This is a genomic window from Ligilactobacillus ubinensis, assembly GCF_024160875.1.
GTDB classification, from domain to species: domain Bacteria; phylum Bacillota; class Bacilli; order Lactobacillales; family Lactobacillaceae; genus Ligilactobacillus; species Ligilactobacillus ubinensis.
This window is the reverse complement of record NZ_JAIULA010000006.1, coordinates 30,675-52,833: the sequence shown is the minus strand read 5'-3', so window position 1 is coordinate 52,833 and position 22,159 is coordinate 30,675. Positions and strand designations below refer to the sequence as shown.

Below are 22,159 nucleotides of genomic sequence, written 5' to 3'. Positions count from 1 at the left end.
AAAGGGTGTGAAATGATGTTTAATTTTCTTGAAAAGTACTATCCACTTTTTTTACAGGGAACCGCTCAGACGATTATAATTTCATTGATTGGGATAGCATTTGGCATTTTGTTAGGATTTATTGTAGTTATGATGCGAATGTCGAGATTAAAAGTCTTATCAGGAATTGCTCGGGTTTATATTGCAATTGTACGAGGAACACCAGCGATGATCCAGGTAATGTTGATTTATTACACGTTAGCTCAATTTTTAGATATCCCATCAATTCAATTTTTGGGTTCGACATTGGATAGAGTGATTCCTGGTTCTATTGCCTTAGGAATTAATTCAGGAGCATACACAGCTGAAATATTTAGATCCGGGATTATTTCAATTCCAGTGGGACAGACAGAAGCGGGTATTTCATTAGGCTTAAGTGAACAAACTACAATGAAATCAATCATTTTACCGCAAGCTGTGAGAAATATTTTACCAGCGTTAGGCAATGAATTCATTTCACTTATCAAAGAGTCATCCGTACTATTTTATATTGGTGTTCAAGAAGTTACTGCACAAGCGTTAGGAATCGGTGGAACTTTATATAACTATGTACCACCATTGATAGTTGCCGCTGTTATTTACTTCATTTTGACTTTCTTGTTGTCCCAATTGATGGAATTCATTGAAAAGAAAATGGGTGCTAAATATGCCCACATTAACTAGGAGGGCTAAGGAATGGAAAATATTATTGAAGTTAAGAACTTGCGGAAAGCGTATGGCGAAAATGTCGTTTTAGAAGATATTTCGTTTACAGTTGGTAGAAGCGAAAAAGTTGTTTTGGTCGGGCCTTCAGGCGGTGGGAAAAGTACCTTGTTACGTTGTTTGAATCGTTTAGAAGACGACTATTCTGGTTCAGTTTTATTTGAAGGTGCTAGTGTTAGTGGAGCTGCAAAAGAAGAATTACGTAAATTACGACAAAAAATGGGCGTTGTTTTTCAACAATTTAATCTTTTTCCTAATATGTCGGTTTTAGAAAATATTATGTTTGCACCAGTTAAGCTAAAAATTGATAATCAAATAGATGCTAAAAAACATGGTCTGGAGTTATTAGATCAAGTAGGGTTAGCTGAAAAAGCAGATGCTTATCCACAATCGCTTTCTGGCGGACAACAACAACGTGTTGCTATTGCAAGGGCGTTGGCAATGAGGCCAGAAGTAATGCTTTTTGATGAGCCAACATCAGCGTTAGACCCTGAAATGGTGGGAGAGGTTTTATCTGTAATGGAAAAACTTGCAAAAGAAGGGATGACGATGATTATTGTTACACATGAAATGTCATTTGCTCGTGATGTTGCAGATAAAGTAATGTTTATGGATAAAGGTCGTATTGCAGATGTGGGAACATCGGAATATATTTTCCATGAATCAACAAATCCACGAACAAAAGAATTTTTAGCCAAGGTTATGGCATAGGAGGAAGAGTTATGGCGACGTTATATGAACGTTCTCTAAATGTTTTACCACCAGTTGCAGCACGAGCAACAAAATTGGGTGTTACAGAAGGCGAAGGGTGCTATTTAATTGGTGAAGATGGTGAACGATATTTAGATTTTGCTGCTGGAGTGGCAGTTGCTAATTGTGGACATAATAATCCACAGATAGTAGCTGCAATTGAAAAGCAGTTGCATAAATTAGTGCATGGTGGCCATAATGTTGTTTATTATCCTGCCTATATTGAATTGGCTGAAAAACTTACCGCACGAGTGGGTAAAGTTGGAGAATATAAAGTTTATTTTTCTAATAGTGGTGCTGAAGCCAATGAAGGCGCAGTTAAACTTGCATTAAGTGTAACGAAACGACCTGGGATTATTGCATTTAACAGTTCATTTCACGGACGAACTTTATTAACAGCCTCGATGACAGCATCAAGTGCAGCTTATCGTAAGAACTACGAAGCAGTTTTACCAACGGTTTATCATGTTGATTTTCCAGATGTTTATAATACAACACTTAGTGCTGATGAAGAAATTGAACGTTGTTTAAAACAACTTGATTTGCTTTTTCATAATGTAATTGTACCTGAACGAGTTGCTTGTATTGTGGTTGAACCAGTACAAGGAGAAGGCGGTTATTTACCTGCACCAGCAAAGTTCTTAGAGAAACTTAGAAAAATTTGCACAGATAATGGCATTTTATTGGTTTTTGATGAAATTCAAACAGGATTTGGTCGAACTGGTCGTCTTTTTGCAAAAGATGTCTATGGGGTGCAACCAGATATAATGACATTGGCAAAAGGTATTGCTAATGGGATTCCTTTAAGTGCAGTAGTTGGAAAAACTGAGTATATGGATCAATGGCTTCCTGGAGCACATGGGGGTACATTTGGAGGTAATCCTCTAGCGTGTGCCGCTGGAATTGAAGTTTTAAAGATAATGGATGAAGACTTTTTAGAAAATGTTCGTATAATAGGCACATATTTCAGACAAGAGTTAGAGAAACTACATCAACAATTTCCTAATGTAATTAGTAGTGTTCGTGGAATTGGTTTAATGAATGCATGCGAATTTCGTTCAGTAAGTAAAGAACCACTAACACAGTTAGTTGCCGATATTCGGGAAAAAGCTTTAGCAAAAAACTTGATTTTATTGAACTGTGGTGTTAATCATAATGTTATTAGGTTAATTCCTCCATTAGTTGTTACTAAAGAAGAAATTAATCAGTCTATTGCAATAATCAAGAGTAGTATAGAGCAGAGCTTAGAAAAAGAGGCGGTGGCTAAATGAGTTATACAGTAACTAATCCATATAATGGAGAGGTCGTTAAGCAGTACCCAGATGCAAAAGAAGAAGAGATTAGTCAGGCATTAGATGCAGCTGAAGGATTCTATCAACTGAACAAAAAGATAAAGCCTGAAGTTAGAGCAATCCAGCTAAAAGCATTTGCAGATGTGATGGAACAAAACAAAGAAGAACTTGCAAGAAAAGCAGCAATTAATATGGGTAAATTATTGCGAGAAGGTCGAGGCGAAGTTGATTTATGTGTCAAGATTCTTCGCTATTATGCACAACAAGGGCCGAATTTATTAAAGCCTAAACCATATATTTATGAAATGCATAAAGAGGCTTTTTTACACTATGATGCAATAGGAACAGTGCTAAGTGTTGAACCGTGGAACTTCCCTTATTCACAGGTAATCCGTGTTTTGGCACCAAATTACTTAATAGGTAATCCAGTCATTTTAAAGCATGCAGGTATTGTGGCGGGTTGTGCAGAATTACTTGAACAGCTGGGTGATAAAGCAAAGTTAGGCACAGGCGCATTTAAAAACTTGTTTATTACACATAAACAAGTGGAAGAAATCTTAGCTGATAAGCGAGTTCAAGGAGTTGCTTTAACGGGTTCAGAAAAAGCAGGAAGTATTATTGCACAACAAGCTGGTGCAAACTTGATTAAGTCAACCATGGAGTTGGGTGGTAGTGATGCTTTTATTGTACTTGATGATGCTGATTTAGATAAGACAGTCAGCGATGCGGTTGGCGCAAGATTAAGAAATTGTGGTCAAGTTTGTACTTCGGCTAAGCGTTATATTGTGGAGGAAAAAATCGCCGAAGAATTCACAAAGAAAATCAGTAAGATTTTTGAGGAATTAACAATTGGTGATCCGTTAGATGAAGATACGCAGTTAGCACCGCTCTCATCTGCAAGTGCGACTACAGATTTAGATAATCAAGTTAAGCGAGCAGTTGAAAATGGGGCTAAAGTTGTTGTTGCTGGTGGTAAAGTTGAAAATGCAGCGGGTAACTTTTTTAAGCCTGTAATTCTAACAGATATAGTACCAGAAAATCCGGCTTATTATGAGGAATTTTTCGGACCTGTTGCGCAGATACATGTTGTAAAAGATGATGAAGCTGCTATTAAATTAGCTAATGATTCTAATTTTGGCTTAGCTGGTGCAGTATATTCAAGTAATCCTAGACATGCATTAGAAGTTGCAAGACAAGTTGAAACAGGTCAGATATTTATCAATCAACCTTCAAGTGCCCACCCAGAGTTACCGTTTGGTGGTATCAAAAATTCTGGTTATGGTCGTGAAATGAGTGATATTGGGTTATATGAGTTTACCAATCAAAAAATAATCGTGCTTTAAAGAAAGGTGATTTCTATGTCAGACTTACGTTTGAGAAAAGAAGTTGATGATTGTCAACCATATATTGCTGGGCAAACAGAGGCAAATGTACTCAAGCGCTACAATCTAGAGAAAGTTGTTAAGCTAGGGTCAAATGAGAATCCTTTTGCACCCTATGAGAATGAACGGTTAGCAATGTTAGAAAGCCTTTCGTACTTAAATAGATATCCAGAAGATGATTATGTAGATTTAACGCAAATAATTGCTGATAAAAATGCAATAAGCTTTGAAAATGTTGCCTTAGGAAGTGGCGCAGGTAACGTAATTGAAACAACGGCTCGCTTACTTTTAGATGAAGGTGATGAGGTTTTAATTGCTAAACCAACTTATCGGTTATATCGAGAAGTTTCACGTTTAATGGGTGCTAGTGTTAAAACAGTACCAGTCCAAAGTGATTTTAGTTACGATTTAAAAGCGATGAAAAATGCGATAACAGCTAAAACAAAAGCAATTTGGCTATGTAATCCGAATAATCCAACGGGAGTAATTAACAACCCACGCGAGATTGAAAAGTTTATTGAAGATGTTGCAGATGATGTTTGGGTAATTGTTGATGAAGCATATGCAGATTTCATTGAAACTGACTTAAGACCTGAATTGCTGTCACGTATTGATAGTAAAAAGGTGATTGTTATTAGAACGTTTTCGAAATTTTATGGTCTCGCAGGAGCACGTGTGGGTTATATTATTGCGAATCAAGCTGTTATCAAGGCTTATAATACGATTACAGAACCATTTTGTGTTAATCGAACAGGTTTATTTGCTGCTCAGGCTGCATTGACAAAGGACCAAGCGCGAGCAAAGGAAGTGAAAGAAATAATTTTAGCTCAAAAAGAAGATATTGGTATTCAGCTACAAGAACTGGGTTTTCAAGTAATACCTTCAGGAGCTAACTTTATTTTTGCAAAATTGCCTGAACCATTCTTAGCATTGAGTTTTTGTGAAGCTTTAATGGCAAAGGGAATTATAATTCGTGAATGTGATGCTTGGGGATATCCAGAATATGTTCGAATTACAATTGGAAAAAAAGCAGAAAATCAGGCTATGCTAACAGAAATTAAAAATATTGTTTCAAAAGTAATTTCATAAAGATGTTTTAGTGGGCTATCATATTTTGATAGCGTGCTAAATAGGGGATCGTACTTAAGACGACGATCCCGCATTTAGCACCTTTTTAAACCTTTATCGATATGAGAGACATGGTGAAAGCTGTGTCTCTTTTTTAGTTAAATATGACTGTAGTAATTAGTTGTAATAAATATTATAATATCATTAAATAATTTAGGGATTATTTTTTCGTTAATAATAGTCGATATATTAACGAGAATGCTGTTGCTGAAAAAATTATTTAAATGGGTGCAATCTCTGAGAAATGATAGGTAATATGCCACTAAATAATAAGTAAATAAAACAGTTAATAATATATCTTATGAAATGAAATTAATTACATAGTAATTATACTGAGTTAATAAATAATGGGGATGAAAGAAGAGGTAGAAGTATAATGGGAAATGTTAAGCTAATTGGATTAAGTATAGTCGGTTTATTTATAGTAGGTGGGGCAACTTATGGTAGCTTAAGTGTTTATAATAGTCGTATTAATGCATCAAAGATAAATATTTCTATCAGAGAGGTGAACAGAAAATATGTTGAATTAAGCAGTGAAAAAAACGATAACAAGAAATTAAAGGCTTTGGAGAGTCTTGAACAAGAATATACGAAATATTTGAATTCAGGAAATACAAATTCTAAAATCACGATTGAATATAAGAATGATATTACACGAGCAAAAAATTATTTTAAAAAACAGGTAGACAAAAAAATTACGCAGAATACAACTAAAAAACTGGGCGATGAAAAAGAAGATTCATTAACAGCTAAAATCAAGAATTTAAAGAAAATTTCAGCAAAAGTTACAGCACAATGTGGTATTGTCTATACGTCTAGTGAAGTAAAACGCTATAATAAAAAAATAGATAACTTAATAGCAAAATACAATAAAAAAATAAGCGACTTAGCTAAAGCTACAAGTTCGCAGACGCAAGTATCTAGTACTGCAACATCTTCATCAATTAACACAGCAAGTTCTACTCAAACTACATATTCTAGTTCTACAATGGCTAAATCAGAAATCGCAAGTTCTTCAAGTTATACGGGGACAAAGACTTCAACAAGAACCAGTAGTATTTGGGGAACGTATCATTCAGCAATGACCAAGGCGTATTCAAGAGCAGAATCTGCAAGTGTAGGTAATAATGAAGAAAATGCGGGCCAAGCATCAGAAGAAACAACAACTGCAATAACTAGTAATGAAGAAAATGATACAACTAGTACGAATGCTAATTAATATAGGGTATACCGATTACACAAAAAAACTCAATGAAGCATATCTGCTAAATTGAGTTTTTTATTATAATATTGAAGTGTTTTCCTGTGCAATAATAGGATGTTTTAGAAAACCTGTTTCATTGTAGCGCTCAAGAAGGTATTTTTCATTTCTTAAAGTACAGACAGAAAGAGAGAGATTGGCCAAACCACCTAAATTTTCATTAGTAGTTAGTTGTTTTATACCAAGTTGGCTAATTGCCCCATGAGAAACAACAAGGGCTGTTTGACCATCTACAAGGTTAGTTGTAATTTTTTTAATACCATTGCAAAAACGTAAGCGCGCTTGTTGGAAGTTTTCAATATTGAATGCTTGGAGTGTTGGATCGTCTTTACGCAAAGAAAAACTTTTAAATTCAGTAGGATACTTTGCTAGTATTTCATCTTTGAAACATCCTTCCCAGTCTCCAAACGAAAGTTCAGCTAGTTCTGGTAAAGTATTAATTGGTTGTTGTTTCAAGTTTTTATGTGACTTAGTAATTAGTTCAGCCGTTTTTTTAGCGCGACTAATGGGGCTGGAGTAAATAGAATCGATTTTAAAAAGTTGCAAGTAGTTAGCTAAGGCAGCGTAATCTTCTAGATATTCAGGTGATAAGAGTAAAGGACTATCTGCATTTGCACCTTGAAACTTTTTTGCTAAGTTCCAAGTGGTTTTGCCATGACGAACAAAAATAATTTTTTTCATAGCTGTCCAACTGTATCAGCGCGAAGGCCAGTGCGTAATGTCTCAAGTGAAATGGCATCACTAGTTGCAATATTACCTAAGTTAATTTGTGCTCCAAATTTTAAAATAAGATCAACTTGTTGATTTTTAAGTGGAGCTTCAAAAATTAGTTTTTCAATTCCGACACTAGCTAACTGCTCTAGTTCTTTTTCAATGATATTACCAGTTGAGTCATAAATACCAATATTTTTACCCGCTTCACGAGCTTCAATAATTACTAAGTCAGCACCATTGGAAAGATCAGCGTTAATTTCAGTTAAACGTTGTTTGATGCTTAGCTCATGATCCAAAGTCGGATTCTTTTTTCCTACTTCAGAAATGATTAGAAAACCAGCCTGACGTGCTTGTTTAATTATGTTAGCACGTGTTGAGGCAGAAATGACAGTGGAACCATCACTGACTTCAATTCCTGTAAAACCTAAACGTGAAGATTCTTCTAAAAACTCAGAAAGTTTATTTTGCAGTAAAGCAACTTCGAGCAAGGTTCCACCGGGATATGTAGTTATATTAGCAGAAGAATAGAGTTTATTCTTTTTAATAATTAATTCTTGAGTTGCAGTGGCAGAAGTACCCCAACCAAATTTAATGAAATCAATATAGTCACCTGCGGTTTCTATTAAATCAGTTGTTGCATGTAGTCCGAGCCCTTTGTCAAGAACCATCGTTAGACCGGTATGATGAGCTTTAGTATGAGGGACTTTATCTAAAAAATGATATGCGTGCATAACTATGAACCTCCTGAAAAATAAGTATCTAATGTGAATTAAAACAAAATGTTAGAATGGTTGCAAGCTATAAATAGAAAAATCTAAATAATTTCATGAAATTCATAATTTAGTAAAAATTAATTAGTTAAAAAATACAATTAAGACATTGATTACTGCAAATTTATGTATATGTGCAAAAAGTTATTGACATCTATTTTGATAGAGATTAGAATGCATGTAAGTTACTAATAAAAAATTAATAAAAATCTTTTGAAAAGAAGAGTAACTAGTGTAATTAGATACAGAGAATCTGGAGTGCTGAAAACAGATACTAATAAAACTAGTGAAGATGAACTTTGAAATTAGGAGTACTTGGTGAGAGCTGGGTATTCGGTAGGAACCGTTAACTTCCCAAATATTTAGTTAGTGGCTAAGTATTACTGAGGCGCTGTATATGCGTAAAAAAGGGTGGTACCACGGGTTATCGCGTCCCTTGTTTATCAGAGATGATAGGCAGGGGGCTTTTTTTATTTGTTAGCTAATTTTAATATAAATAACAATATGGAGGAAAATATTATGACTATTAATGTTTATACAATTGGTGGAGGACAAATGTCAGAAGCTATTTTAAGGGCTGCACTAAAAAGGAAAATTGTAAGTTCTCAGAGTGTAACAATAACAGATGTATCTGAAAAACGTGTAACTTATCTAAAGAAAGAATATGGGTTTAATGCAGTGCAAGCATTTGATGAAAATGCAGCGACACAGGCAGATATTGTGTTAGTGGGAGTGCGTCCTCAAGATGATTGGAAAGAAGTATTAAGAAGAATTGGTGAATTACAAACAAAAGCGCAGATTATTTCTATTATCGCTGGAGTGACATTGAAACAATTGGAAGCTGCTTTGAATAGTCAAAGAGCGCAAGTAACACGGATAATTCCCAATACGTTAACCGATACAGGGTTTGGTTATAGTGGAGTTTGTTTAGGTGAATATGCAGCTAAGGAGATTGTTACACCTTTTATCGAAAGTTTTGGAAAAGTAGACTTTATTCCTGAAGCACAAATTGATGCATATACAGGTTATGCAGTTTGTGGCCCTAATTATGTTTATAATTTTTATTTAGCTTTGACTAATGCAGGTGTTTTAGCGGGATTATCTAGACAACAGGCAAATAAGATTGCATTAGAAAATATCAAAGGTGCTGCTGCATTTTTGGAAGATACTAAAAAACATCCATACGAATTATTGGATACAAATAATTCAGCAGGTGGTTGTGGAATTACATTGCAACATGAAATTGATGCATCAACTTTTGCAGCAGGATTACAAAATGCAGTTTTGGCTGCTGTTGATAAGGCAACAGAATTAGGAGGTGAATAAGAAAAATGACAATCTTAAATTGGGATCATACAATGATTAGTACAAATAATGCTGCAATTGTTGCTGAACAGTTGCAACAACAAGGAATTATATTTAAAGCTGGTGGAGTTCATGAAAAATGGGGGACAAGCAATTTTTTAGGCTATTTTGGCTTGAATTATATTGAATTAATTACAGTAGCTGATGAAAAGAAAGCTAGCACGATTACTAGAACAGACGGTAGCGCGGTCTATGATGCAATTCAAGACTTTTTTGCAAAAAAACAAAGGCTAAACACCATTGCATTACGTTCTAGTGAGATTGAAAGTACACATAGCTATTTAAAAAAAGTAGGTTTTCCGGTAAGTGAAATTGAAGAAGGTAAACGAGTAACTCCTGAAGGGGAAGTTATTAAATGGAAGATATTCTTTATCAATGATGTTATCGAAACGGATTTTCCATATCCGTTCTTTATTCAGTGGTCAGGTTCTGATGAACAACGGGAGAAGAATTTGCGGGAAAATCAAGTAATTATTGAGCAACCAGCAGGTAAACTATTAGTTAAGAAAGCTATTTTTGAAATAGATGATTTTGCTAAAATTATTCCAATCTGGGAAAAATTATTAGAGCAAACAGCTACAAAAAAAGACGAAAACTATGAGTTTACAATTAATGATAGAAAATTGGTTTTCGTAAAGGGAAAAAATAATCACCTAAGAGAATTGAGTTTTGCAGGTGCTAATAGTGAACTAAAGGGTAAGCAAATAAAAATTGATGATATCATCTTTAATTTTTAAAAAGAAGAAAGAAAAATTTAATGACAGGTTTGTACGAAGGTGAAAAAATGAGTAACAACGAGTATCTAACACATTTAACAGAAATCACAGAAATACGGCACTATCTTCATCAGCATCCAGAAGTGTCAAATCAAGAATTTGAAACGACGAAAAAAATTAAAGAGCTTTTAGCTAAATGGGATGTTGAAGTCCTTACAACAAACCTTAATACGGGGTTACTAGCAGAAATAAAAGGGCCAACGAAAGGACCAATAATTGCGTTACGAACAGATATTGATGCTTTACCAGTGCAAGAAAAAACAGAATTAGCATTTAAATCACAGACAGCTAATGTAATGCATGCTTGCGGTCACGATTTACATATGGCTAGTTTGTTAGGAGCTATTCGTTATTTTAAAGAACACCAAGAGTTAATAAAAGGAACAATTAGATTCCTGTTTCAACCAGCAGAAGAAACTGGCAGTGGGGCTAATCAAGTTTTAGAAAAAAATGTATTAGCTGGGGTTCAAGCAATCGTTGGATTTCACAATAATCCTAATATACCAGTGGGAACGATTGCTTTACAAGCAGGTCCGATGATGGCTGGGTGTTATAAATTTGAAATAAAAATAAAAGGTAAAGGGTCACATGGTGCTAAACCTGAAAAGAGTCGAGATCCAATTGTAACATTAGCAACTATTGTATCGAGTTTACAGACTATCGTAAGTCGAAATATTAATCCACAAGATGCAGTTGTTGTTAGTGTGACACATGTTAATGCTGGTAGTGTTTGGAATGTAATTCCTAATGAAGCTGTTTTAGGTGGTACAGTCCGCTTGTTTAATTTGCAGAATACAGCTATTGTTAAGCAACATTTAGATGAACTTGCACAAAACATTGCTGCAGCTTATGGACAATCTGTAAGTATAGAGTGGGAAGAACGAACATTACCTATTGCTAATGATGAAAAGCTGACACAGGCTGTTTTAAGTAACTTAAACGTGCCGGTTATTAAGCCAACTTTATCAATGGCTGGAGAGGATTTTGCTACATATCAAAAGGAAATTCCGGGAGTATTTGCATTTGTTGGCTCAAATGGTAAAACAAACGCAGCAGATTGGCATAATCCTAATTTTGTAGGATTAGATGAAACTATTCCAACAGGAATTGAATATTTTGTTGAGAGCGGCTTAGGACTACTTCAATATTTAAATCAAGCAGATAAATGATAACAAATTGTCAAATATAATTTAAAGAGACTTACTAAAATAGATTGATTGTCTAATTTAGTAAGTCTCTTCAATGTTAATTGTAAATAGATTTCTTTCTCTTTAAATATGAAATTAGTGTCAATATCCACGTGAATAAAGCCAATACGGCGAGAAAATCAAGAAAAAGTGATTTTTGATTCGTAATTTGAATTTTGTTTAGCCCTTTTGTTACAGATATTTTAAGCGTGCCTCGCTTTGACTCAGATATTTTTGTTGAAACACCGTTTATTTTTAATGAATATTGGTGTCCCTTATAATATATAATAGGTAAATCAATTGTTTGTTTTTTCTTACTATAGTAAGAAAAGGAAAGAATATTATTTTGATAACTTGTTTGGGGAAGCTTTGTTCTAGTCCCATCTTGTGCAATAATAATTCTTTTTTTAATAGATTTCTTATGCTTATACGCAAGTTTTGTATAATAGTCAGTACTTTTAGATGAATGCTTTTTCTGACTAAAAAACTTTCCATACTCGTCTAAACTAACTGCATATTTAGTTGAACCAACATTTTGATTAGTTGTTTTAATCACTTTGTATGTGTGACTCTTATGATAAAAGGTATATAGTTCAGCGCTTATACTAGGAAGAACAAGTAATAATAGTATGAATCCTATTCTGAAATTTGCTTGTTTGTGATTAGCGAAGTTGAGATATGATTTGGTAAGATCATCAACTATCCAAGCAGCTACAAGTGCCATGAAAACGCCGGCTAGGCCTAATAAACGCCAAGGAAATTGAATAATTGCAATTGGTGTTTTTTGAAATAAAAACCATGGAAAAAAGGCAGTTGTGCAGATCGTGATTAAAAGCATTGCACCAAATGAAAAACGCTGAATTTGGGGCATTTTTTTCCATAGTATAATACCTAAAATGAAAATAACCAAGAAAATAATACCAAGTGTTTTTGAAAGATGATTATTTAAACTAGCGACAATATAACTACCTAAACTAGCAAGTTTTCCATCAGGTGAATGCATCAAATTGAATTTTTTAGGAAAGTGAATTTGATTATTAATAGAGTAGTTTATGATTGGATAAAAAACGAATACTGTTTGGAGCAAAAAGATTCCACACATTTTGATCAGTTTAACTATTTTTTCTTTGGTAAATAAATGTTTAAATAAACAAATGAAACAAAAGAAAAGTAAAACTGTGCAAATAAAAACAAGTGATAAAATATGGGAGTAAGCTATGATAGTTAAACTAAGTGCACCTAGGTAATAATATTTACCATCTTCAAATAAAAGATTGAAGAAACCATACATGGCAAGTGGAAAAAACATTAAGGCAATCCATTCGCCTAGATCAAATCTGATAAATAGATCAGTCATGTGGTAGATAGAAAAGTTATAGATAATAGCAAAATAAGCGCTTTGAGCAACATTTTTTTTAGTGAATAAGAGCATAGCTTTATAAGCAGTAAAAAAACCAATGTATGTATAAATTCCAAGTCCAATATACAGGGCAATAGCTGCATTAGGTATTATAAAACGTAAAAGAGCAAAAGGAATAATAGTTATCATTGGATAAAACGATTGAAACATGCCGCCAACATTTTGAAAACTCTTAAAACTAGGAAAGCTTAGTAGACTGTTATGTTCTTTTAAAGCCTGATAGATGCCATTAATGCGGTCGGTATGGAACTTCAAATCATTTGCATTATAAACCAAACCTTTATGTGCAAAAATAAAAAGGCTGATAAACGACAGAATGATGAAAAAAAGATGCAAAAAAATAGTGGTTGATTTTAATTTAATATTAGATGATTTAATATTTAACAATAAAATAACCCCTCTCATTCAAATTATAAAACATATAAAGATTAGCATTTAAGAAATAAAAAAGACCAAAGTTAGCTTGAATTTTAGCTAACCTTAGTCTTCTTTTCGTTTCTGAAACCTTTTTAAGAGAAAATAAAATACTGTTAAATAGAAATTAAGCTGTAGTTCATCCTATGTAACAGTATTGTTAAATAATTGTTTATTTGTTTTTTATTTTTTTAACATATTGTTCTAGCGTTAAATGATGATGGTAGATATATTTAGCGGCTTTTTTGCCTACATAACGATAGTGCCATGATTCATAACTAATATGGGTGTATTTTTTACCATCTTTAGGATAGCGTAAGATCCAACCATATTTCCATGAATTTTTGGCAAGCCATTTGCCTTGTTTTGTTTTTGCAAATGCTTGAGTTACATCACTGCCAGCCTGAATTTCGCTAGGAGTTAAAAAATCCATGGCTAATCCTGTTTGGTGTTCACTTGCACCAGGGTTATTTACTGTTTTGAGTGCAGTTTGTTTGGCTTTGGCATAAGACAGCCCTTTAGAAGATTCTAGTTGACTAATATTACGATTGAGCACACTTACTTGTTGTTCGTAGGAACGATAGCCAGATCCTCCAACTAATTCAGCTCCCGCAGCTTTAGCAGCCGCTGTTAACTTGTCATAGCTTGATATGACACGAGAGTCCAAGCGCTGATTATTATCGACACTGGTTAGATTGGGTACAAAGCTTGAGGATAAGCGGTGATTTACATTAACTAAGAGCAATTTCCAATTACTTGAACTACTTGCGCTGACTGTTGCTGTTGTTAGTATAAAAAAACAGCATACTCCAAAAAAGATACCTAATAATTTATTTAATTTTCGCGTAATTACACATCCTATAATTGATTTATTATTTTCAATAAATTACCTTAGCATATTAAAAAAAGAATGTAAACAAATATGGAGTGCAATTTTTAAAGCGAGTTTTCAAATATTGAATTTAAAAGACGATATTTTATATCTTATTATTTTCTGTTATCAAAAAAGATAGCACATATACGACTTAAACTATTACCAATAATAGACCAAATAAAGGAAATGAACATGACGATAAGAAACCAAGATAAAGTTGTTGAAAGTATGGAGCTAATAAATGATGATAAGCCAAAATAGAGTAAAATAAACAATAAAACGGAGAGAATAAGATATAGTTCAACTGTTGCAGCGACTGCACTTTTAAAATCAGCGGTACTAAGGTCAAAACCACCAATTGTAATGTTAATACTAACAACGATCCAAATGAAAAACAAACTAAAACTTAAAATAGAAGTTGTTGGTATCCTTAAAGAATTAAATCCATTTAGTAAAATTGAAAGAGATAGTCCATAGTGTCTAATATTTAAACTTACTGTTTGTGCTACTTGAAACCAAGTAGGATTAAGTAACTTTGTAAGGCCAATCAAAACAGCGGTACATCCCCAGATTGGAGCTGTTCCAATAAATGCATTACCTAGATTTTGAAAAAGATTTCGTTTGTTCCAAGTATGATTAACATAGCCTAAAGTCCGATCCATATTTGTGTTAAATTTCCAAGGCATAACCAAAAGTTTGAAGTTAGTAACACGATGTGAGAATAATAAAGCAAAAACTAAATGGCTAGTTTCGTGGATAATAATGCCTAAACCGCCTAAATAGATTTGCGAGGTAGTTCCCCAAGTGTTAGCGATTATTTGTTTTGTGTTGCGATTGATTAAAGTTAATAAAACAACACAGATTAAAGGAATCAGTAATATTAACAAAATATCAAATAATGTTGTACTAAGTATTTTTGGAATATTCACAAGAAACAGCCTTTCTAAAATAATTAAATTTAGTATATGGGAAAATATTGAAATCAAGTATTGAATGAAAAATAATTAAAGATATTCTTAATAATTGAAAATGACATCTAAATAAAAACGCCGGCTATCTATATCTGTTATCAATATAAATAAAGTTAACAAAGAAGGTTCAAGCAGATTCTTACGAGATAGTTAAACAAATTAATCTTGAAAAAAAATAATCAAATATTATACTAGGTAAGATGGACTCCTTTTTAGGTGTTTACGATATTTTTTGTGGTAGTGAAAGGAAACAACTATGAAAAACAAGATGTTGTCTGGGGCATTTTGGATGTCCTTTGGAAGCATATTTTCACGAGTCCTAGGTGTATTGTACATTATTTTATGGTTAGCGATGTTTAAAACAACGCAACAACAGTATACTGCGCAAGCACTATACAATGCAGCATACACACCATACGGACTTTTTTTAGCACTTGGAACATCTGGTTTTCCAACAGCTATTTCTAGAAAAATTGCTTTGTATAATTCGCAGAATCGATATTTAGATAGTAAGCGCCTGTTTAAAGCAGGAATCTTGTTTATGTCTATTTCAGGGATAGTATGCGGAATATTGTTTTATCTTGCAGCACCCATGATTGCGAGCAATTCACCGGTTATGAGTCAAGGTGCAGCAACATTTGTATTGCGTTCACTAGTACCAGCGTTAATGATTTTACCTACAATGAGCATTATTCGTGGATGGTTTCAAGGACATCAAGATATGAAACCATTTGGTGTCTCACAGCTGATTGAGCAATTTATTCGAGTTGTTGGTATTCTGACCTTTACATATGTTACTTTTTGTGTGATGAATAAATCATTAACACTAGCAGTTGCACTGAGTACTTTTGCGGCCTTTATCGGAGCAATTGGAAGTTTAGTTTACTTACTTAAATATTACCGGCGAAAGAAACGATTGTATCGCTGGCAAGAACGGCACAGCTTGCCTGCAACTAATATTGATGTAAAGGGATTGTTTTTGGAAATTGTAAAAGAAGCTGTTCCTTTTGTATATGTTGGTGCGGGCGTTACTTTAAATCAATTGATAGATCAGTTTTCTTTCAAGCAGATCATGCAGTGGGCATCGAATTATGGAATAACAGAGATTCAAAATATGTTTACATTATTTTCTGCTAATCCTGGGAAAATAACAACGATTGTTACATCGCTGGCGACTGCAATTTCAGACACAACACTGCCAATAATTGCTGGCTTAATTGGCAATCGGAAAAAAATTTCAAGTACAGTAGGGGATAACTTCAAATTATTAACGGTATTGTTAGTTCCTTTTGTAATGACGTTGGCGGTTCTTTCGATTCAAGTCAATACGATTTTCTTTGGATATAATTTAAAAGGCAGCATCTTAATGAAATATGCTATTTTAATAAGTTTATTGTTATCGCTATTTTTAGATATTACTACGTTAATTCAATCGTTAGGAAAACATAGATTGGCGATTATTTTGCTTTCTTTTGGATTGATTGTTAAAATAGTTCTTCAAGTGCCAATGATTTGGCTTTTTCATGAATACGGAGCATTGTTGGCAACGACAGTTGCTTTTGGAATAATTGTATTCTTAGGCTTTTTATATATGTGTAAATATCATTATAATTATGTTGATAATCTCAATGAATGGCGGCGTATTTTTATCGGCGTTGGATTGTACACAATTGGAATTATATTTATTTATAAAGTTGTAGCGTTTATTCCATTATCACATGGTAAAATAAGTGCAGTCATTTTTTGTATGATATTTGGCATTTTAGCAGCTATTTATTATTTGATGTTAGCATATATTTTTAAATTTAAAGAAATTGTATTTAATATGAAAAAATAAATTCTTCACAAAAAATAGAAAGAGCCTTATACTAGTAAGGTAAGCGCAGCGGATAGAGCAACGATTGCTTAGTGCAGGCGTTGTTTTTTACTTTTTTGTTGAAAACGCTATATATATGTTGCAAAATCTATGCTTGCAGATAAATCACAGCACACAGAAAGGATTGTTCAATGATGAAATTGATTGGAATTGTAGGGACAAATGCGGATAAATCAACGAACCGAACATTACTTCAATACATGCAAGAACACTTTGCAGATCAAGCTAAAATAGAAATTTGCGAAGTAAAAGACATACCTGTTTTTAATAAACCTAGTGAAAGAGTAGCTCCAGAGCAAATTAGGCAATTGACAGATAAAATTACTGCAGCCGATGGGGTAATTATTAGTACACCAGAATATGATCATACAATCCCAGCTCCGCTATCAAATCTCTTAGAATGGTTAGCATATACTACGCAACCTTTGCAAAATAAACCAGTAATGATTACAGGTGCTTCTTATGGTGTTTTAGGTACATCACGAGCCCAAACGCATTTGCGCCAAATTTTAAATGCACCCGAATTAAAGGCATTGGTTCTTCCTGGGAAAGAATATCTTCTGGGACACTCTCTTCAGGCTTTCAATGATAAAAATGTACTTGTAGATACAGATAAAGCGCAAGAACTTGATGAATATTTTGCTAATTTCGTAGATTTTATCAATAAAGTGAAAGGATAGGGGATTTTAATGAAAATTCTTGGAATTATTGGAACCAACTCTGAAAACTCGCCAACACGCTTATTAATGCAATTCATAAAAAAGCAATATGATGAAAAAGCAGAGATAGAGTTAGTTGAAATAAAAGATGTACCTATGTTTAACGAGTCAAAGGACCTTAGCGATAAAGAACCCTTTATATCAATTCGTAAAAAAATTGAGGCTGCTGATGGGATAATTATTGGAACTTCAGAGCATAATCGTTCAATTCCATCATCATTGAACAGTTTTTTAGAATGGTCCTCCTTTAGTGTACATCCATTTGATGGCAAACCAGTAATGCTAGTTGGAACTTCAATTACTCGTCAAGGTTCTGCTAGTGCACAACTGCACTTACGCCAAATTTTGGATGCTCCTGGTGTTAATGCAATTGTATTACCAGGAAATGAATTTTTACTAGGTGATGCTAAACATGCTTTTGATAATGATGGAAATATTGAAGCGCAAAGAACAGTTGACTTTTTAGGAACTTGTTTTAACAACTTTTTGCGTTTTGTAAAAGTAGCGGATGTATTACAAACACCTGATGAAGTTCGTTTTGAACCAGGAGACTACAAGGTTACAACTAAGGGACATAATGGTGAACTACCAATGGTTGTGAGCTTTTCAGAAGATCGAATTGAAGATATTGAGATTGATACTACAGGCGAAACACAAGGAATTGCAGATACAGTATTTGAACGTATTCCACAGGCAATTATTGCAGGTCAAACGTTAAATATTGATGCTGTTTCAGGTGCCTCCGTAACAAGTAATGGGGTTGTTGATGGAGTTGCGCAAGCAGTTAAATTAGCTGGAGTAGACCCTAATATCTTAAAGAAACGTCCGAAACCAAGCGCTGATACAGTAACAACACCATTAGAATATAAAACAGATGTTGTCGTTGTTGGTGGTGGTGGTGCTGGTTTAACGGCAGCAGTCAATGTTTTGCAAGCTGGCAAGCAAGTGATGGTTGTTGAAAAATTTCCAGCAGTTGGTGGGAATACAATAAGAACAGGTGGGCCAATGAATGCGGCTGATCCTAAATGGCAGAATACTTTTGCTGCATTACCAGGTGAAAAAGAAACATTAGAAGAAATTTTGAATATGGATGAAGCAGAGATTGATGCTGAATACTTAGCTGATTTCCAAGAATTAAAAAAGCAGATTAAAGCATATATTGATAGTGACGGTAAATACTTGTTTGACTCTGCTTTATGGCATCGAATTCAAACGTACTTAGGTGGCAAAAGAACCGACTTAAAAGGCAACGAGATTCATGGTCAATATGATCTAGTTAAAGTTTTGACGGATCATGCACTTGAATCTGTTAAATGGCTTGAAAGTATTGGAGTTGAGTTTGACCCTGATGAAGTATCAATGCCAGTTGGAGCTAAATGGCGTCGCGGACATAAACCACTTAAAAATCAAGGGTATGCATATATTTCTGCTTTACAAGATTTTGTTAATCAAAATGGTGGCAAAATTTTAACAGATACACCTGTAAAGCATATTTTATTTGAAAATAATAAAGTTACAGGAATAGTAGGCTTAAATGCAGATAATCGAAAAGTTATTATCCATGCAAAAGCAGTTATCCTTGCTTCTGGAGGATTTGGAGCTAATACAAAAATGGTTCAGAAGTACAATACGTATTGGAGCAAAGTTGATGATAATTTGGCCACATCAAATTCACCAGCTATCACTGGTGATGGTATAAGACTGGGCCAAAGTGTCGGTGCGGATCTTGTCGGTATGGGCTTTACTCAGATGATGCCTGTATCTGATCCTGAAACAGGAGAACTCTTTACCGGTTTACAAGTGCCACCTGCAAACTTTGTAATGGTTAATCAGCAAGGAAAACGTTTTGTGGATGAATACGAGAGTCGTGATGTATTGACACAAGCAGCTATTGATAATGGTAGCCTATTCTATTTAATTGCTGATGATGAAATTAAAAAAACAGCTTACAATACTACTCAAGAAAGCATTGATGAACAGGTTAAGGCTGGAACTTTGTATCGCGCAGATACGTTAGCAGATTTAGCCAAACAACTTGATATTAAACCAGCTGTTTTTGAAGAAACAATAGCAAAATATAATAGCTATGTTGATGCTGGAAAAGATGCTGAATTTGGTAAAGAGGTCTTTGATCTCAAAGTTCAAAAAGCTCCATTTTATGCTACACCACGTAAACCAGCTATGCATCATACAATGGGTGGTTTAAAGATAGATACTAAAACGCATGTATTAGATACAGATGGGGTAATAATCGAAAATTTATATGCTGCCGGTGAAGTAGCAGGTGGGATTCATGCAGGAAATCGTCTTGGCGGAAATTCATTGAGCGATATTTTCACATATGGACGAATTGCAGGTAAGACAGCAGTTAAAGAAACCTGTGAGAAATAAGAACTAAAGTAACATCTATTTTTTAAATAGGTGTTATTTTTTTGTATAAAATCCAGACCAGTAATTACTAGCTAGAAATTTTATATTTTGTTAGTTACTTATTTTTGACAGATTAACTTAGAATGAATAATTTTAATATTTACCTTTTTGAATATATAATATATAAGAATTTGGTTTTTAATTTTTATAATTCTTTATAAAATAAAAAACCCTAAAAATATCCGAGATGCTAGTCTTATATGGTATGTATTACATAGACTGTATTAATAGAAGGAGAGTGTTTCAGGGTGAAAAATAAACATAGAGGTTTATATACGGAATCCGATAGAAGTACACATGTTAAAATGTATAAAGCTGGTAAGCAGTGGGTTAGTTCTTTGATATCAGACATTGGTCTTTTACGGATATTTGGTGGAAAAGGTCTATCTGAAGTTAATATGGAAAAAGTTACAGGCGGTGCTAAAAGGGAGTTAAAGACGACGACTGCAGCTAAAGCGGTTGCTGCAATTGGAGCATTTGTTGGCGGAGGATTAGTAACAACAAGTAGTGCTCTTGCAGATACAACGAATACAGCTGTTACTAAGACCGTAACAGCCGATTCTACCTTGGCAGTTCAAGATAGTACACAAATTAATGGTAACTCTGTTTCTCAAAGTAATAGTGATTCGCTATCTTTAAGTGAAAGTGAGAGTATCTCAAGTAGTTTAAATGAATCTGTGTCACAGTCAACTAGCGCTAGTGTCTCAGAATCAACAGGGAATAGTATATCTGATTCGACAAGTACAGAATCAGTTTCAGAATCTTCAAGCTCCAGTATTTCAGAATCAGTAAGTTCAAGTATTTCAGAGTCTGAAAATGTAGAATCTACTTCTGAGTCAGCAAACTCAAGCATTTCAGAATCCGAGAATACAGGATCAGCTTCAACAAGCGAATCTGAAACTGGAAGTGTGACATTTGATGAATATAAGAGCAATGTTATTAGTTACTTATCATCTAATAACATGCTAGAAAATATGTCAGTTGACTCAGCTGATTTCCAAAATGCATTAAGCTCATCATACGCAACATTATCTTCGGCACCTAGTACAGATGCAGGTACGCCAACAGGTAATGCATTGTGGATGATATTATATTTAACAGCTGGCTTTACCAATCAACCATCAGATATTAATACAATTGTTAATACGACAGCAACAACAACGGCAACAACAACAGCATCTGCTGCAGATATTGCTACAGGTGCATGGTTTACAACTTATCAATGGTATAGATATGATGCTACAACAGGAAAATGGAGTGCAGTTAGAGGGGCAACATCAGCTACATTAACTGTTAATCAAAGTCAAGCAGGAACATATTATTACCAACTAAGAGCGCAAATTAAGGATTTATTATTCACTCGTTACACAATGTGGTCAAGAGTGGTAACAGTTAATGTTGCAAAACAAGAGGTTAATGCTGATAAAGTCGTAGTGTATACTGATGATAATTACATTTGGGTCAATGATGGAGCAACTAAGGCATATGTTTCCGTTGAACCAGAAAACTATACAGGAACAGTTAAATGGTCATCTAGTGCAACTAATATCGCAACTGTAGATAAGTATGGAAATATAAAGGCTGGCTCAATAGCAGGAAAAGTAACTATTACTGCAACTATCGTAAATCCAGATGGAACAACAGTAAAATCATCAGTTACAATAACTGTTGGTAACGGATTAGAAAACCAAAAGGTTACAGAAGGTAATACTGCACAGTTTGTAGTTCAAGGAACACCGGATGTTTCAAATATAGCAAATGCAAGTGTCGTTTACGTTTGGCATAAGATAGATGCACAAACCGGTGAAGATACTATTGTACAAACTGGCAGTTCAGCATACTATAATGTTAAAAATGCAAGTTTAGCGGATAGTGGTGATCGGTATTATGCGGTTATAACAATCAAAGTATCTTCTTTAAGTGAGAGTTATAAAACGAACACAGCAACTCTAACAGTAGTAGTGAATTCTACATCAAGATCGGCAAGTACAAGTATATCGGAATCTACGAGCACATCAATAAGTGAATCTAATAGTGCATCAACATCAGCGATTGTGTCAGAATCTACGAGTGAATCAGCATCAATGAG

18 protein-coding genes are annotated in these 22,159 nt (G+C 34.1%); 13 read left to right on the top strand and 5 right to left on the bottom strand.

Features of this window, described 5'->3' with window-relative positions; genetic code table 11:
• Positions 1 to 15 precede the first annotated feature (15 nt).
• The 6 genes from LB941_RS04320 to LB941_RS04295 all read left to right on the top strand — a co-directional run bounded on the left by LB941_RS04320 (position 16) and on the right by LB941_RS04295 (position 6,512).
• The gene (locus LB941_RS04320) at positions 16 to 702 is read left to right on the top strand and encodes an amino acid ABC transporter permease (RefSeq protein WP_253359888.1); all 687 of its coding nucleotides are present in this window, start codon (positions 16 to 18) and stop codon (positions 700 to 702) included.
• Between the two features lie 12 nt (positions 703 to 714).
• Positions 715 to 1,452, top strand: a complete 738-nt coding sequence (locus LB941_RS04315) for an amino acid ABC transporter ATP-binding protein (RefSeq protein WP_275979990.1) — start codon at positions 715 to 717, stop codon at positions 1,450 to 1,452.
• A gap of 11 nt (positions 1,453 to 1,463) precedes the next feature.
• Positions 1,464 to 2,762 (top strand): aminotransferase class III-fold pyridoxal phosphate-dependent enzyme, encoded by a 1,299-nt coding sequence (locus tag LB941_RS04310; RefSeq protein WP_253359784.1) that lies wholly within the window; start codon positions 1,464 to 1,466, stop codon positions 2,760 to 2,762.
• Positions 2,759 to 4,126 carry an NAD-dependent succinate-semialdehyde dehydrogenase gene (locus LB941_RS04305; protein ID WP_253359782.1) on the top strand — a complete coding sequence of 456 codons (1,368 nt, stop codon included), beginning with the start codon at positions 2,759 to 2,761 and terminating at the stop codon, positions 4,124 to 4,126. Before LB941_RS04310 ends, LB941_RS04305 begins: the two co-directional genes overlap by 4 nt.
• Positions 4,127 to 4,141: 15 nt before the next feature.
• Positions 4,142 to 5,254, top strand: a complete 1,113-nt coding sequence (hisC, locus tag LB941_RS04300) for a histidinol-phosphate transaminase (RefSeq protein ID WP_253359780.1) — start codon at positions 4,142 to 4,144, stop codon at positions 5,252 to 5,254.
• Positions 5,255 to 5,669: 415 nt separating this feature from the next.
• On the top strand, positions 5,670 to 6,512 hold the full coding sequence (locus tag LB941_RS04295) for a hypothetical protein (protein WP_253359777.1): 843 nt from the start codon (positions 5,670 to 5,672) through the stop codon (positions 6,510 to 6,512).
• 63 nt (positions 6,513 to 6,575) lie between these two features.
• On the opposite strand, the gene LB941_RS04290 is transcribed toward LB941_RS04295, so the two are convergent.
• Together LB941_RS04290 and comA are read right to left on the bottom strand one after the other, a co-directional pair.
• A complete protein-coding gene (locus tag LB941_RS04290) occupies positions 6,576 to 7,235 on the bottom strand; it encodes a histidine phosphatase family protein (RefSeq protein WP_253359775.1) in 660 nt (219 codons plus the stop codon).
• Complete coding sequence (gene comA / locus LB941_RS04285; protein ID WP_253359773.1) at positions 7,232 to 7,999, bottom strand: phosphosulfolactate synthase; 768 nt, start codon at positions 7,997 to 7,999, stop codon at positions 7,232 to 7,234. Before comA ends, LB941_RS04290 begins: the two co-directional genes overlap by 4 nt.
• A 558-nt stretch (positions 8,000 to 8,557) precedes the next feature.
• Here comA and LB941_RS04280 point away from each other — a divergent pair.
• The 3 genes from LB941_RS04280 to LB941_RS04270 are packed head-to-tail and all read left to right on the top strand — an operon-like array spanning position 8,558 to position 11,348.
• A complete protein-coding gene (locus tag LB941_RS04280) occupies positions 8,558 to 9,364 on the top strand; it encodes a pyrroline-5-carboxylate reductase family protein (RefSeq protein WP_253359770.1) in 807 nt (268 codons plus the stop codon).
• Between the two features lie 5 nt (positions 9,365 to 9,369).
• Positions 9,370 to 10,140, top strand: coding sequence for a VOC family protein (locus LB941_RS04275; protein WP_253359768.1), 771 nt, complete (start codon positions 9,370 to 9,372; stop codon positions 10,138 to 10,140).
• 20 nt (positions 10,141 to 10,160) lie between these two features.
• The gene (locus LB941_RS04270) at positions 10,161 to 11,348 is read left to right on the top strand and encodes a M20 metallopeptidase family protein (protein WP_253359766.1); all 1,188 of its coding nucleotides are present in this window, start codon (positions 10,161 to 10,163) and stop codon (positions 11,346 to 11,348) included.
• Between the two features lie 76 nt (positions 11,349 to 11,424).
• Here LB941_RS04270 and LB941_RS04265 read toward each other — a convergent pair whose 3' ends face one another.
• The 3 genes from LB941_RS04265 to LB941_RS04255 form a co-directional block, all read right to left on the bottom strand.
• Positions 11,425 to 13,173 (bottom strand): putative glycosyltransferase family protein, encoded by a 1,749-nt coding sequence (locus LB941_RS04265; RefSeq protein WP_253359764.1) that lies wholly within the window; start codon positions 13,171 to 13,173, stop codon positions 11,425 to 11,427.
• Positions 13,174 to 13,372: 199 nt separating this feature from the next.
• Positions 13,373 to 13,945 (bottom strand): M15 family metallopeptidase, encoded by a 573-nt coding sequence (locus LB941_RS04260; protein WP_253359762.1) that lies wholly within the window; start codon positions 13,943 to 13,945, stop codon positions 13,373 to 13,375.
• Between the two features lie 242 nt (positions 13,946 to 14,187).
• Entirely contained in the window at positions 14,188 to 15,003 is an 816-nt protein-coding gene (locus LB941_RS04255; protein WP_253359760.1) for a hypothetical protein, read from the bottom strand.
• Between the two features lie 298 nt (positions 15,004 to 15,301).
• Here LB941_RS04255 and LB941_RS04250 point away from each other — a divergent pair, with 298 nt between their 5' ends.
• From LB941_RS04250 to LB941_RS04235, 4 genes are all read left to right on the top strand, one after another.
• The gene (locus LB941_RS04250; RefSeq protein WP_253359758.1) at positions 15,302 to 16,882 is read left to right on the top strand and encodes a putative polysaccharide biosynthesis protein; all 1,581 of its coding nucleotides are present in this window, start codon (positions 15,302 to 15,304) and stop codon (positions 16,880 to 16,882) included.
• Between the two features lie 173 nt (positions 16,883 to 17,055).
• Entirely contained in the window at positions 17,056 to 17,601 is a 546-nt protein-coding gene (locus LB941_RS04245) for an NADPH-dependent FMN reductase (RefSeq protein ID WP_253359883.1), read from the top strand.
• Positions 17,602 to 17,610: 9 nt separating this feature from the next.
• Entirely contained in the window at positions 17,611 to 20,031 is a 2,421-nt protein-coding gene (locus LB941_RS04240) for a flavocytochrome c (RefSeq protein ID WP_253359756.1), read from the top strand.
• A gap of 287 nt (positions 20,032 to 20,318) precedes the next feature.
• A partial coding sequence (locus LB941_RS04235) for a KxYKxGKxW signal peptide domain-containing protein (protein WP_253359754.1) occupies positions 20,319 to 22,159 on the top strand: 1,841 nt, incomplete at its 3' end.

Bases quoted from the DNA above. Each gene is read 5' to 3' on its own strand.
- LB941_RS04305 (WP_253359782.1), top strand. From the start codon at position 2,759: ATGAGTTATACAGTAACTAATCCATATAATGGAGAGGTCGTTAAGCAG.
- hisC (WP_253359780.1), top strand. From the start codon at position 4,142: ATGTCAGACTTACGTTTGAGAAAAGAAGTTGATGATTGTCAACCATAT.
- comA (WP_253359773.1), bottom strand. From the start codon at position 7,999: ATGCACGCATATCATTTTTTAGATAAAGTCCCTCATACTAAAGCTCAT.
- LB941_RS04280 (WP_253359770.1), top strand. From the start codon at position 8,558: ATGACTATTAATGTTTATACAATTGGTGGAGGACAAATGTCAGAAGCT.
- LB941_RS04315 (WP_275979990.1), top strand. From the start codon at position 715: ATGGAAAATATTATTGAAGTTAAGAACTTGCGGAAAGCGTATGGCGAA.
- LB941_RS04240 (WP_253359756.1), top strand. From the start codon at position 17,611: ATGAAAATTCTTGGAATTATTGGAACCAACTCTGAAAACTCGCCAACA.
- LB941_RS04320 (WP_253359888.1), top strand. From the start codon at position 16: ATGTTTAATTTTCTTGAAAAGTACTATCCACTTTTTTTACAGGGAACC.
- LB941_RS04310 (WP_253359784.1), top strand. From the start codon at position 1,464: ATGGCGACGTTATATGAACGTTCTCTAAATGTTTTACCACCAGTTGCA.
- LB941_RS04290 (WP_253359775.1), bottom strand. From the start codon at position 7,235: ATGAAAAAAATTATTTTTGTTCGTCATGGCAAAACCACTTGGAACTTA.
- LB941_RS04270 (WP_253359766.1), top strand. From the start codon at position 10,161: ATGACAGGTTTGTACGAAGGTGAAAAAATGAGTAACAACGAGTATCTA.
- LB941_RS04245 (WP_253359883.1), top strand. From the start codon at position 17,056: ATGAAATTGATTGGAATTGTAGGGACAAATGCGGATAAATCAACGAAC.
- LB941_RS04295 (WP_253359777.1), top strand. From the start codon at position 5,670: ATGGGAAATGTTAAGCTAATTGGATTAAGTATAGTCGGTTTATTTATA.
- LB941_RS04275 (WP_253359768.1), top strand. From the start codon at position 9,370: ATGACAATCTTAAATTGGGATCATACAATGATTAGTACAAATAATGCT.
- LB941_RS04250 (WP_253359758.1), top strand. From the start codon at position 15,302: ATGAAAAACAAGATGTTGTCTGGGGCATTTTGGATGTCCTTTGGAAGC.